Origin of the sequence: Burkholderia metallica (assembly GCF_902832845.1) — a bacterium.
GTDB classification, from domain to species: Bacteria; Pseudomonadota; Gammaproteobacteria; order Burkholderiales; family Burkholderiaceae; genus Burkholderia; species Burkholderia metallica.
The window spans coordinates 69573-81963 of the sequence record NZ_CADFDB010000019.1 but is presented as its reverse complement, the minus strand read 5'-3'; the positions used below and the strand labels follow the sequence as shown (position 1 = coordinate 81963).

Here is a 12391-nt window from a genome sequence, read left to right as displayed (position 1 = left end):
CAGGTCGGCCCACGAGATGTTGCGGCCGTACTTCTGCTTGATCGGCCACAGCAGGCGGCGCGCCTTGTCGAGACTCACGTTGTCCGGCCAGCTGTTGAGCGGCGCGAAGCGCTGCTGCCCGCCGCCCGCGCCGCCGCGGCCGTCGGCCGTGCGGTAGGTGCCGGCGCTGTGCCAGGCCATGCGGATGAACAGGCCGCCGTAGTGGCCGAAGTCGGCCGGCCACCAGTCCTGCGACGTCGTCATCAGCGCGTGCAGATCCTTCTTTACCGCCGCGAGGTCCAGCTTCTTGAACGCCTCGGCGTAGTCGAAATCCTTGTCCATCGGATCGGACAGCGGCGAGTGCCGATGCAGGACGTTCAGGTTCAGCTGGTTCGGCCACCAGTCCTTGTTCGTCGTGCCGCTGCTTGCGGCTTGATGGAACGGGCACTTCGATTGATTCGTCATGAATGTTCTCCGTGAATGATCGATGTTGCTTCGGTTCAGTTCGCTTGATATTTCAACAACGGACGCCCGTTCAGCGGCTGCGTGGCGCGCGCGTTGTGCGAGTAGTGCTGCGTAAACGCGGCGATGTCGGCCTGCGACAGTTCCACGGTGTCCTGCAGCACATACCATTCGACGTTCTCGGTGAGCGGCGGTGTCGTCAGCGAGCCGAGGTAGTGGTAATAGCTGTCGAGATCGGCCGGCATCAGCATGGCCGTATCGAACGACGCCAGCGGCGACGCAACGTCGCGTCGCGCCGCGCGCACGATCGACGCGAACTGCGCGTTCTCCGCGCCGGCGCGGTACAGCACGGCCACGACGGCAAGCCGGCCGTCCTGCGCGCGGAACACGAAATGGCCTTCGAGCGGATAACGCCGGCCGTCGATCGTGTGCTCGGCCGGTGCGTGAAAGTGCACCTGGAGCAATCTGAAGTGACGGCCGCGAATGATCACGTCGCTCCGCTTCGGCACGACCTGGACGGTGTGTCCGTTGTCCACGACGGTCGCACCGCCGCGCGCGACCTGCACGACGATCGCGTCGTTCACGCCGGGCAAGCGCTCCGCCTGCACGACGGTGCCCGAGCGAATGTCGATCGGCGATTGCGCATCGCCCGATTCGATCTGCCACGCCTGCTGATGCGCGTAATCGAAGTCGTGCTGATCTTGCGAAGGGGCGCTGGCGGCAGCGTGCGCGCCGCCTGCGATGACGGCGGCGAACAGCGGCAGCGCCGCCCGCCGGATGGCCTTGACGAGCTGCGTCAGGTTGATGCGATGACTCAAACGGGATCCTCGATACAGGAAGGTGAAAGGAGATCGCCCCGCGGCAGCATCCAATGCATGCGTGACCGCGAGCCATTTCATTATTCGTATCGACCCAATGGGTTCCAATCAGACTTGTCTGATTCAGGCTGCACGTCGTGCGCTGTCCATCCGGAAGCCGTTACAGGAACGCACCGAGCCACGCCGCGCCGCGGTTGTCATCGAGACGAGAGAAACCCGCCCGATGTAGGACCAGGCTGATTGTGTCGTCGTGGGCGTCTGCCCACAATGTGTCGGTCGAACGGTTTCAGGGTGATCCGTTCGATACCCATACCCGAAGCTAGTCTTCGTTCCGAACGCCGCCCGATGCGGGCGGCGTCTTTTTTCCGCGCTCGATACGCGGCAAGGAGCGTGGCACGCGGCCGAGCGACAGGGAAGAGTGCCTTGCGGCGGCCGGTGGGCGCGGTCGTGACCGATCGAGTGGACCGAGCGGCCAAGGTAACAACGCTGCCATATGCGAGCGCAGGGCACTCTTCCCTGTTGGCGGCCGCCAACGGGTTCCGCCTGCGGCGCATCGCCGTCGCTGTCGCCGGTCACGGCAACGGGTAGGCGGTACGGCAGTTCGCCTCGCGTCATCCGCGATTCCTGTACACCCCGAGCGGTGCATCACCGACGACACATCTCGATCGAGCGGTGCCGTCGTCGCCCTGTTGTTTTCTTCGTTCACTCGCGCAGCGCTTCGTGCGCGGTCAATTATCAAGGACTCCATCATGAAGACTCGTATTCAAGCCATTCCCGCCGTGATCGCGCTCGTCTGCGCCACCGGCATGACGAACGTCGTCGCGGCCGAGGCCGGCGCGGCTTCGCTGCCGGCCGGCGTCGTCGCCGTCGTGAACAACGCACCGATCGCGCAGAGCGACGTGGACGCGATCGTCAAGGCATCCGGGCAAGCCGATACGCCGGCGCTGCGCGCCGCGGTGAAGCGCGACCTGATCGTGCGCCAGCTGGTCGAGCAGGCCGCCGACAAGGCGAACTACGGCAGCCGCCCCGAAGTGCAGAACATCGTGTCGCGTGCGCGTGCCAGCGCGGCGGCCGATCTGTACCTGCGCGACGCGCTGGGCGCGCAGCGCGTGACCGATGCGCAGGTGAAGGCGCGTTACGACTACATCGTCGCGAACGCGGCGCAGTTCGAATACCGTGCGGAAGTGCTGGCCGTGGCCGATGCCGCGCAGGCGAACGCGGCGGCCGCCGAGCTGAAGAAGGGTACGGCCTTCGACACGGTCGCGAAGAAGTACAACACGACGCCCAACGGCGGCGTGGCCGAGTGGAGCGAACTGAAGACGCCGCTGGCCGAAGGACGTACCGGCGGGCTGCCGATGCCGCTCGCGCAGGCGATGACGTCGCTGAAGCCGGGCGCGGTGTCCGGCCCGATCCGGATCGGCAATGCGTACGCGTTCGTGAAGCTCGACGACAAGCGCCCGGTGGTCGTGCCGACCTTTGACAAGGCCAAGGGTGTGCTGCGACAGCAACTGGAGCAGCAGGCGCGGCAAAGCGCGATGACCGCGCTGGTCGACAAGCTGGCTGCGCAGGCGACGATTCAGCAGTAACGCGCGCGAAAAGAAAGAAGCTCGGCGGGCTCACGGCCCGCCGAGCTTTTTTTATGTCTTCGGCGTTTCGCCTGCATAGGATTGCTTCCGTCGCCCCCTCAAACAATCATTCCGTCGGCACGGCCTGCGCTGCGTCGACATGAATCATGAAGAGTACGGGCGGGGCATCGAGCGTCATGTCGAGTGCAAGTTCGACGATGGCGGGTGTCGGCGCGCTGCAATCGATCGACGAGATCGCCTGCCGGTCGAACCACGCGCAGTGCGCGATTTCCCGCGAAGGCCGGGCGACCGCGTGTGCGTCGAGATCCGCGAGGAACACGTGATGCAGCTTATGCTTGCCGGCGGCGCGAAACAGGTAGCGCAGGCTTCGGCAGGCGAGCCCGGTTTCTTCCGCGAGTTCGCGGCGCGCCGCGTCGCTCAGCGATTCGTCGGGTTTGGGGCGGCCGCCGGGTAGCGCCCAGCGGGCGCGCGATCGGGCGACCAGCAGAATCCGGTCGCCGCGTCGGCACAGGACGGTGGCGCGTTCTCTCATGATGATGTCGTCCAATTGCATGCGGCGCATGCCGCGGTGTGAAAAACGCCGCCTCGGGGAAGCGGCTTCAAGATTGGAAGATCTGCGTTGTGTCGATCGACCGGCGAGCCGTCGCCGGCCGTCCAGCAGCGCTATTGTCGGGAAGGATGTTTCGGCGGGAAATCAGACTGGCCTGATTCGCACGGTCAACCGTGGATCGAACGCGTCGCGCGGCTACTCGGCCAGCGACTCGGCCACGGCCTGCCGCGCCAGCAGCGCAGCGAGCGCCCGTGCCTGCGGCATCCGCGCGATCGTTTCCAGTGCCGCCGCCTCGAGCGTGCGACGCTGTTCGGCGTCACGCACCAGCTCGACGCACGCATCGACGAGCGCGTCATACGGCGCTGCGCGGAACCCGTCCGCATAGTCGGGGTCGACCGCCGTGGTCGGCGACACTTCGCCGACGATCGCCTTGCCGTTGGTCATCAGGTAGAACACGCGCACGATCTCGAAGATGTGCGACGCATAGTGATGCAGGTTCAGCACGACTTTCGCGCGGGTGATCAGCGCGTCGCGCGCTTGCCCGTACACGCCGTACACCGCGCAGACCTTCAGACCGCGCGCGGCCAGCGCGTCGAGCACGACCTGACGCCGCGGCCCGATCGAGCCGTAGAACAGCACGTCGATGTCCTGCTCCACGTTCGCCGGAATGCGGCGCAGCGCCGGATGAAAACCCAGTTTCAGATGGCGCGTCTCGCGTATGCCGACGCTGTGGAGCTTCGCGAGATTGCGCTCGCTGTAGTCCCAGGTTTCGAAGCGCGAGGTCCAGAAATAGATCCGTTCGTTCCAGTCGCGCTCGTCCACGTGAATCTGCTCTGTGTTGACGATGATCGTGTCGGCCGGCACGTGTTCGATAGAACCCGGCTCGGCATGATGGCAGCCGATCATGATGTTGCGCGCGCCGGGCATCAGCACATTGTCGTGCATGTGCACCGCGTGGCCGAGATCGTGCAGCCCGTACGCGATGACTTCCGCGAGTTCGTCGAACGCGGCCGTATGCGGATTGTCCGGCGGCCGCACGACGCAGAGGTTGTAGTCCATGCCGCGCGCCCCGTTATTCGGCGTTGCGGCCGACGAGATCGCGCAGATCGGCCGCGGCCTCGTCGAGCACGGGCCCCCAGTCGGCGAAGGTCCGTTGCCGGTACAGCGACGCGCCTGGATAGAACGGGCTGTCGCGCCGGTCGTGCTGCCAGACCCAGTGCGGGTTCGCATCGAGCAGCACCCACGTGAACTGGCCGAGCGCGCCGCTCAGGTGCGCGACCGACGTGCACACGGTGATCACGAGATCGAGCGCGCCGATGAACGCGGCGGTGTCGTCGAGCGTGTTCCATTCGCGTGTCAGGTCCGTCACCTCGAAGCCGGCCGCGCGCGCCGCTTCGACGTCGTGCTGCGCACCCGGTTGCAGCGAGTAGAACGCGACGTCCCGCTGCAGGTTGCCGAACGCGTCCGCGTACCGTTCGAGCCCGACCCGGCGGAAGCGGTTACGCTGGTGCGTGAGGCTGCCGGTCCATGCGAGGCCGACCTTCAGCCGCCGCTCGCCGGCGAGCGCATGGCGCCACGCGTCGGTGGCCGCGGCGTCGGCATGGAGATAGGGCGCGGGCGTGGCGAGCGTGTCGGCGTCGAGGCCGAGCAGCCACGGAATGCTGAGCAGCGGCAGTTCGTAGTCGTGTTCGGGCAGGCGTTCGATATCGATGCCGGTGTCGAAGACGTCGACGTGATGGCCGAGGCTGCGCTGGATCAGCGCGCCCAGTGCCGGAAACACGTTCCACACGATGCGCCCGCCTTCGCGATGCACGCGCTTCGCGAGCAGCGGCACGTAGCGGCTGAATTGCAGCACGTCGCCGAGCCCTTGTTCGCCCCATACGAGCAGCGTCTTGCCGGCGAGCGATTCGCCGCGCCAGCGCGGCCGCGCAAACGCGGGCAGCGTGCCGCGCAGCTCGCCCGCGCCGCTCCAGCGGGTTTCGTAATCGCGCCAGCCCGATGCGAAGTCGCCGCGCGCAAGGCGCAGCAGCGACAGGTTGTAGCGGCGCGCCGGGTTGTGCGGATCGAGCGCGCAGGTATGCAGCGCATACCGCTCGGCGTCGCCCCACTGCTGCGCCTCCTTGAACATCGTGGCCGCGTTGTTCATCGCTTGCGGGCTGTCCGGCGCGAGCGACACGGCCCGCGTGGCCGCGCGTTGCGCGCCGTCGAGGTCGAACCGGTCGAGACGCGTGATCACCGCATTCGTCCACGCGCGGGCGTCGTGCGGATCGTCGTCGAGCGCGCCTTCGATGAATGCGTGCTCCTCGTCGGGATCGCCGCCCGTCAGGCGGATCGCGAGCGCGAGATTGTTCTTCAGCGACGGCCATGCGGGCGCCAGTTCGAACGTCTTGCGGTACGGCGCGATCGCTTCCGCGTGACGCCCGGCCATCTGGAGCGCGTAACCGCAGTTGAACGCCGCCGCCGGCGACGCCGGATGCATCCGCCAGTGCTCGGCGGCCAACTCGACGGCACGGGTGACGTCGCCGCGGTCGATCAGCGCCTGCGTGGTGTCGGCGACGGATTCGTCGAGCGTGCCGGGCGCCGATAAGGGCTGAACCGCGTCGTCGTGGTTGTCCTGCTGATGAGGCTGGTCCGCGAGAGTGGACATGTCGTGAGTCGTGATCTGCATGTGAATTCGCTCCGGGAAATCGGTCGCGCATCGGCGCGGCGAACGGTTGCATCGTCAATCGGGGAAGGGGCGCCGAGCGTGCTTGCCGGGACGTTCCGGACGCGCACGCGTCGCGAGGATCGTCATGCCGGTAGGGGCGGAACGCGCGGCGCCGTGACGGGTTCCACTTTATGCAGACGCGGTCGGCAACTGAATCGGACCAGTCCTAAAAGGGCTGATTCGATGTTTCGGGGGCTGTCACGCGGGAAGGGGCGGCGTGTTTGCCGCCGCGCCTGCGGGCAATGCCTCGCCTTTATCCGACGCGCAGCACCGCATCGGCCCCGGCCCCGGCCTGCCGATGTAGGTCTGGTCCTATTTCGCCGCCCCACCACCGGACAATAAGACCCGTCCGATAGAGATTCGCGTCCGACTCGCCTGTAATACGCAGCATCCGCCGATTCCGATCGGCACGAATGAATCTGGCGATGGAGGACAGTCGATGAGTGATGCAGATAATCTGGTGAAGGGCGCGGTGGTCGGGATGATCGCGAGTTCGGCGACCGTCGCACTCGTGCATTTCGTGATCGAAACCGGTACGCGATGGGTTGCCGGCGGCCTGGCGGTGACGCTGGTCACCGCGCTGCTGATGGCGTTCGTGCTGCTCGTGCCGCCGCTGTTCGCCGCCTGGCGCAACCGGGAGGACGCGGTCGATCCGTTCTTCGAGCCCGACGCATTGAAGCCGATTCTGCAAGGCCGAACGGTGGGCATCGTGCTCGGCATCGTGTTCGGGATCTCGGTCGTGACGGGGTGGCAATGATGGCGACGAACGCGCTCGCGTCGATTGCCGTCGAGCCGGCCGTGCGCCCGACCGTCCAGGTCATTTCACTGCGCCGCAGCGACGCGCGCCGGCACGCGTTCCGCGCGAACAACCCCGATCTGGATTTCGAATTCGTCGACGCGATCGACGGTCGCGCGTTGTCGGATGAGGATATCGCGGCATCGGGCCTGTTCGCGCCAGGGCTGCCGTACACTCGCGGCGCGTTCGGCATCGCGATGACCACGCACCGCCTGTGGACCGACATCGCCGCCGGCAGCGAACTCGTGACGATCGCCGAAGACGATGCGATCTTCCGGCCGGACTTCCACGACGCGACGCTGCAATTCCTGCGCGACAACCCCGGGCGTCACGATTTCGTCGCGTGGGGCTACAACTTCGATTCGATCCTGCGCGGGTCGATCTTCAACAGCCGCACGCCGGTGACGATGCGCTTCGACGAAGCGGCACTCACCGACGCGATCGGCGATTTCCAGAACGATCGCGGCCCGGTGCTCGTGATGAACCTGCTCGAGTTCTACGGGATCTGCGCGTACACGATCTCGCCGGCCGGCGCGCGCTTCCTGCTCGATCGCTGCTTTCCGCTGCAACCGGAGGTGCTGTATTCGCACGGGCTAGGCCGGATGATGGGGAACTACGGCATCGATGTCGTGATGAACAAGTTCTACGGCGCGATGCGCAGCGTGGCGACCTTTCCGCCGCTCGCCGTGACGATGAACGCGCGCGAGACGTCGACGATCCAGGTCTGACCGCGCGAAGCGACGATTCGACAATCAACGTGGGTATCACGCGCAGCGCGGATCGGGCGATCCGCTGGGTGAGCCGCTGCCGATGACGATGGCAGCGGCTTTTTTGCGCGTTCAATGCGGATGACGGAACGCGTCAGACCGATACCGTGATACCCGCCGGGCCCGCTTCCCCCACGGGCCGCACCACGATTTCCACATGCTGGCCAAATGCCGCCAGCATCACCATCAGATGATCCAGCGTCACGTTCCGGAGCCGCTCGCGCTGCTCGGGCGTGACCGCCGCCCGGACCATGTCCGCGAGCGCCGCAGCCTCGTCTTCACTCAGGCCGCGCGACGCGATCAGTGCGTTGAGTTTCAGCACGAGCGCGCACTTGGCCGACAGTTCGCCGACGTCGTAGAGGTCGAAATCGTCCGGCATGTTGTCGGTGGTGGTTTTCTTCGCTTTGCGCTTCATCGTGCGTCTCCCGTCGTGACCGGACTTTGCCGCGGCTGCCGTTCCGTCGCGGGTTCGACAGCGGGGAATCCATGCTTGCCGACAGCATCGCTGCCCGCAGCGTCGAGCGGCGTGATCACCAGCCGCTGGTGCGACACCTCGATCTGCAGGCGCTGCTCGGGATCGAAGCCCGCCGCCTCGATCCACCGGCCGGACAGCTTCATCCACAGATGCACGACAGGCGGTGACATATCGGTGAGCCTCAGATGCGGGACGATGCGGCGAGATTGAGACGAGGTCTCACGGTCGACGAAACAGTCTTGGAAAATAAATGGTGCGCTATGATTCGCGTCAGCCATGGGCAACTCCTTGCTTGAGTTGGTTGTGGTCAGCGGCCTGCAGGTGTAGGTGCATCTGCAGGCCGCGCTCGTTTACGCAGCGGAGACCGATCGTCACTTCGTCACATGCGTGGCGCGTCGACACGACCTGAACCTCCTTGCGAAAATGTGCAACCACTGTAGCGAGGTTCGAACGGTTTGGGGCGATGGTTATGTGCGTTTCAGCGGAATTGGCCATTAGGCCTATGGGCCGGATCCTTGCTGCACAACGATTTCGGCGCGTTTGCGCTGGCGGCGCGCATCGTCGATTCATCGCCAATATGTTGAAAAACGTGTCGGACGCTCGCTTCGAGGCACCCGTCGCATACCGCACGACGATCGCATTCGCCGCTCGCGATGACGGTGCATGCACGCGATGCGTCGACGATCCACGCATGCCCGCGCGATACGACGAACCGGCCGCGATCCGTCCACGCGCGGCATCTCTTTAAAACGAGATCGAATCCCAGCGCGAATCGGCTCAGTCCTATTGGATACGGCATCCGCCGGCGTTAAGCTTGGTTTGCGCGGCACCGTGACGCATCTTCGACGGCGGTCGTTGGGCCCGGCCGTAATGCGCGCTACGTCGGTTGTAGCACTACTCCTCACGCTGCCTTATGCGAGCGTCGAACACCGGCCCACGGTCGCCGTGCACTTCCTTCCTTCGTCATCCGGACGAACCGAAGCAAGCAGCCTGCCCGCTTCGCGCCCGCTCCATCGTCACTGCTTCGCCGCCGCCGCCATCGCGAGCGGGTCGGCACGCGGTTCCGCGTCCGCGTCGGCGCGCCGCGCGAGCGCGTTCTCGGCGCTGCTTCGGTACTGTTCGAATTCCCGCGCGAACGCCACCGCGTCGCCGGCCAGCGCCAGCGCTTCCAGCGACGCGCAGAGCCCCGACACGTCGCGCTCGCCGATCATCGCGAACGCGCCTCGCATGCTGTGGATCTCCGCGCGGGCGGCGTTCAGGTCGCCGTATTCGAGCGCGCGCACGATCGCCGCATTGGCCCGCTGCGTCGCATCGGCCAGCGCCGCGAGCAGGTCGCGCGGCAGCGGCCCGCGCGTGGTGGCCGGCGCCGGCAGCAGCGCGCGCCCCGGCCGCCACGGGCCGGTGTATTTCGCGATCGCCTGTTCGAGCGAGCGCAGCGACGTCGGCTTCGTGACGATCTCGTCGATGCCGGCTTCCTTCGACAGCCGCATCTCATCCGGCTCCGCATGCGCGGTCACGGCCAGGATCGGCAGCGCGCGGCCGCGTTCGCGCAGCATCCGCGCGAGCGCATAGCCGTCGAGGCCCGGCATGTTCAGGTCGGTCATCACGATCGCGTAGTCGTGCCGCTCGACGAGGTCGAGCGCCTCCGCAACGCTCGACGCCACATCGGCGCGATAGCCGAGCACGTCGAGCTGATCGTGCACGAGCGAGCGGTTGACCGGGTTGTCGTCGACGAACAGCACGCGCAGGTCCGGCGTATCGCCGCCGGCCGGGGCCGGCTGCAACCCGTGCTGATGGTCGAGCGGCAGCGGCAGCGACACGACGAAAGTCGAGCCGACGTTCGGCACGCTGTCCACCGCGATGCGCCCGCCCATCGATTCCGCGAGCCGGTTGCTCAGCGGCAGGCCGATGCCCGTGCCGCCGAAGCGGCGCGCGATCGATTCGTCGGCCTGCGCGAACGGCTCGAACACGTGTTCGAGCTGCGCGGCCGTCATGCCGATGCCGGAATCGCTGACGCGGATCATCACCGGCGTGCCGTCGGCCGCGGGCGCCGTCACCGACAGCGCCACCGTGCCTCGGTCGGTGAACTTGATCGCGTTGCTGACCAGGTTGACGACGATCTGCCGCACCCGCAGCGGATCGCCCACGTACGGCCGTGCCGCCTGCACGTCGACGTCGACGCGCAGCGCCACGCCTTTCGCACGCGCGATCGGCTCGAACAGCTCGACGATGTCGCGCGCGAGTTCGTCGATGCGGAAGCTGGTCGCTTCGAGCGTCATCCGGTCGGCTTCGATCTTGGTCATGTCGAGCACGTTGTTCAGCATGTCGAGCAGCATCCGCGCGGCCGACGTGACCGCGTGCAGCCGAGACTTCTCGCGATTGCGGTCGGGCGCCTTGTCGAGCAGTTCGAGATTGCCGAGCATCGCGTTCAGCGGCGTGCGGATTTCGTGGCTGATCGTCGCGAGGAACGTCGATTTCGCGCGGTTCGCGCTGTCGAGCGCGCGCTCGGTGTCGGCGCGCGTCGTGATGTCGGAGAAGCCGCACAGCAGTGTGTCCTTGCCGCGGTAGCGCACGCGCACGAAGTTCACGAGCAGGTCGCGCGCGCGGCCGTCGTCGAGCGTTACCGGGAATTCCACGTCGAGTTGCACCGGCGCGCCATCCGCGCCTTGCCTGTAGCGCGCGAGCATGCGCTCGTGCAGCGGCGGCGCGCCGGCCTCGCTTTCGTACAGCTCGTGCATCCGGTTGCGCAGCAGCACCGTGTCGGTGTCGAGCGATACGAGCACGATGCCGAACGGCGACGTCGCGATGATCGCGCGGCTCATCTCGTCGGTTTCGAACACGCGGCGCGAGCGGCGGAACACCGGCGCGAACACTTTCAGGTCGAACGCGATCACGAGCGACCACAGCACGGCCAGGATCAGCGCGGCCACGCCGAACTCGCGCACGATCGTCGGCCAGATCGCGATCGCGATCGTGCGCCATGAGTACGCGTAGACGATCGCGAAGCCCGTGTCGGCGATCCGGTCGCTGATCGTGAACACGCCGTGCAGATAGCTTTCGTCGAAGCGGTCGAGGCCGCGCCGCCACACGTTCTGGGCGAGCGCGTGGCGCATCAGCGCGGCGCCGTCGATCGACGCGCGCGTGCGGTCCTCGTCCAGCAGCACGCGGCCGGACTGGTCGACCAGCATCACCACCGCGTCTTCCGGCGCCTGCTTCAGCCTTTCGTCGAGCACGTTCACGTCGAGATCGCTGACGAACGTCATGAAATGCCGCGGGCCGTCGAATGCGGGTTCGACGAGGCGGAACACCTTCTTGCCGGTGAGCGGGTCGATCGCGGGCGGCTCCCATGCGATGCGCCGCGTCGAGCGCCAGTAGCGCGCGACGGCCGGGTCCGACCAGTCGGCGATGTTGAACGCGAGGCGATCGATCAGCGCGCGCGTGTCGGCCACGCCGATGCGCTCCAGCAAGTCGTGATACGGCATCGACGGCGGCGGTGTGATCGCGAGCACGTTTCGGTCGGGGCTGTACGCGTAGCCCGACAGCGGCATCCCCGATTGCCGCTCGGCGGCGGCCACGGAGATCGTCAGCCGCTCCATCAGTTGAACGTATTCGTCGGATTCGTTGCCGGCCAGCGCGTCGGGCGTCACGGCGACGAAGATGTCGCTCACGTTGCGCAACGGCGACAGCACGACATGGCCGTCGCGCGCGAGCGCCTCGGCCGCACTGTGCGAATGGCGCGGGTGGCTGTTCCACAGCAGCTCCGCGTTGATCACCGAGCGCCGCACCGACGCCTGTTTCGCATCGATCTCGAGTTCGACGAGCGCTTTGTGCGTGGTGAACAGCTCGCGCCGCTTCGCGATGTAGTCGTGTACCGAGCCGTCGAGCAGCACGCTCGTCGCGAACAGGATCACGAGCGACAGCACGGCGGCTCCCCCGTACAGCGTGAAGCGCTGGTAGCGGTGCAGCAGGCTCAGGTCGCGCGCCTCGTCGTCGATCGACGCGAATGGCGCGCTGGCGTCAGCCGGGGACGCGAACAGGTTTCGGATGGGCATGGGACGAATACCGTGAAATCAATGCGCAAATCGGGGGCCGCGCGCGACGCGGACGGCAAAGCCGTTCGCTTAACGCGACGCGTAGCGATATCCGTAAGCCGTGTGGGATGGCAGGCGTTTGCACTGCCGGCTCGGGGAACGAGCCAATTATCAAGATGGCGGGGGTGCCGGTATGTAGGGCAGTCCGAAGCAATGTGCC

At 66.6% G+C, this 12391-nt stretch carries 11 protein-coding genes; 3 read left to right on the top strand and 8 right to left on the bottom strand.

Annotated features, from left to right (window positions below; genetic code table 11):
• On the bottom strand, positions 1–444 hold a 444-nt coding region (locus HWX08_RS33160), incomplete at its 3' end, for a peroxidase family protein (RefSeq protein WP_341773850.1).
• Between the two features lie 35 nt (positions 445–479).
• The gene (locus HWX08_RS33155) at positions 480–1367 is read right to left on the bottom strand and encodes a carbonic anhydrase (protein WP_244134348.1); all 888 of its coding nucleotides are present in this window, start codon (positions 1365–1367) and stop codon (positions 480–482) included.
• Between the two features lie 641 nt (positions 1368–2008).
• On the opposite strand from HWX08_RS33155, the gene HWX08_RS33150 reads away from it, so the two are divergent.
• Entirely contained in the window at positions 2009–2845 is an 837-nt protein-coding gene (locus HWX08_RS33150; RefSeq protein ID WP_174922148.1) for a peptidylprolyl isomerase, read from the top strand.
• A 106-nt stretch (positions 2846–2951) separates the two neighbouring features.
• On the opposite strand, the gene HWX08_RS33145 is transcribed toward HWX08_RS33150, so the two are convergent.
• The 3 genes from HWX08_RS33145 to HWX08_RS33135 all read right to left on the bottom strand — a co-directional run bounded on the left by HWX08_RS33145 (position 2952) and on the right by HWX08_RS33135 (position 6063).
• Positions 2952–3377, bottom strand: a complete 426-nt coding sequence (locus HWX08_RS33145) for an NUDIX hydrolase (RefSeq protein WP_174922147.1) — start codon at positions 3375–3377, stop codon at positions 2952–2954.
• 213 nt (positions 3378–3590) lie between these two features.
• Positions 3591–4454 carry a CgeB family protein gene (locus tag HWX08_RS33140; protein WP_174922146.1) on the bottom strand — a complete coding sequence of 288 codons (864 nt, stop codon included), beginning with the start codon at positions 4452–4454 and terminating at the stop codon, positions 3591–3593.
• A gap of 13 nt (positions 4455–4467) precedes the next feature.
• Positions 4468–6063 carry a tetratricopeptide repeat-containing glycosyltransferase family protein gene (locus HWX08_RS33135; RefSeq protein ID WP_174922145.1) on the bottom strand — a complete coding sequence of 532 codons (1596 nt, stop codon included), beginning with the start codon at positions 6061–6063 and terminating at the stop codon, positions 4468–4470.
• Positions 6064–6541: 478 nt separating this feature from the next.
• On the opposite strand from HWX08_RS33135, the gene HWX08_RS33130 reads away from it, so the two are divergent.
• Positions 6542–6859 carry a hypothetical protein gene (locus tag HWX08_RS33130; protein ID WP_174922144.1) on the top strand — a complete coding sequence of 106 codons (318 nt, stop codon included), beginning with the start codon at positions 6542–6544 and terminating at the stop codon, positions 6857–6859.
• Entirely contained in the window at positions 6856–7626 is a 771-nt protein-coding gene (locus HWX08_RS33125; protein ID WP_174922143.1) for a glycosyltransferase family 25 protein, read from the top strand. The genes HWX08_RS33130 and HWX08_RS33125 overlap by 4 nt, the downstream gene beginning before the upstream one ends.
• 133 nt (positions 7627–7759) lie before the next feature.
• Here the strand turns inward: HWX08_RS33125 and HWX08_RS33120 are convergent, their stop codons facing one another.
• The 3 genes from HWX08_RS33120 to HWX08_RS33110 form a co-directional block, all read right to left on the bottom strand.
• Positions 7760–8080, bottom strand: a complete 321-nt coding sequence (locus tag HWX08_RS33120) for a helix-turn-helix domain-containing protein (protein WP_174922142.1) — start codon at positions 8078–8080, stop codon at positions 7760–7762.
• A complete protein-coding gene (locus HWX08_RS33115; RefSeq protein WP_174922141.1) occupies positions 8077–8418 on the bottom strand; it encodes a SymE family type I addiction module toxin in 342 nt (113 codons plus the stop codon). Before HWX08_RS33115 ends, HWX08_RS33120 begins: the two co-directional genes overlap by 4 nt.
• A 738-nt stretch (positions 8419–9156) precedes the next feature.
• The gene (locus HWX08_RS33110) at positions 9157–12192 is read right to left on the bottom strand and encodes an ATP-binding protein (RefSeq protein WP_174922140.1); all 3036 of its coding nucleotides are present in this window, start codon (positions 12190–12192) and stop codon (positions 9157–9159) included.
• Positions 12193–12391: the final 199 nt, after the last annotated feature.

Excerpts from the sequence above, each read along its gene's own strand:
- HWX08_RS33125 (WP_174922143.1), top strand. The coding sequence starts at position 6,856 with ATGATGGCGACGAACGCGCTCGCGTCGATTGCCGTCGAGCCGGCCGTG.
- HWX08_RS33110 (WP_174922140.1), bottom strand. The coding sequence starts at position 12,192 with ATGCCCATCCGAAACCTGTTCGCGTCCCCGGCTGACGCCAGCGCGCCA.
- HWX08_RS33145 (WP_174922147.1), bottom strand. The coding sequence starts at position 3,377 with ATGAGAGAACGCGCCACCGTCCTGTGCCGACGCGGCGACCGGATTCTG.
- HWX08_RS33150 (WP_174922148.1), top strand. The coding sequence starts at position 2,009 with ATGAAGACTCGTATTCAAGCCATTCCCGCCGTGATCGCGCTCGTCTGC.
- HWX08_RS33120 (WP_174922142.1), bottom strand. The coding sequence starts at position 8,080 with ATGAAGCGCAAAGCGAAGAAAACCACCACCGACAACATGCCGGACGAT.
- HWX08_RS33135 (WP_174922145.1), bottom strand. The coding sequence starts at position 6,063 with ATGCAGATCACGACTCACGACATGTCCACTCTCGCGGACCAGCCTCAT.
- HWX08_RS33115 (WP_174922141.1), bottom strand. The coding sequence starts at position 8,418 with ATGGCTGACGCGAATCATAGCGCACCATTTATTTTCCAAGACTGTTTC.
- HWX08_RS33140 (WP_174922146.1), bottom strand. The coding sequence starts at position 4,454 with ATGGACTACAACCTCTGCGTCGTGCGGCCGCCGGACAATCCGCATACG.
- HWX08_RS33130 (WP_174922144.1), top strand. The coding sequence starts at position 6,542 with ATGAGTGATGCAGATAATCTGGTGAAGGGCGCGGTGGTCGGGATGATC.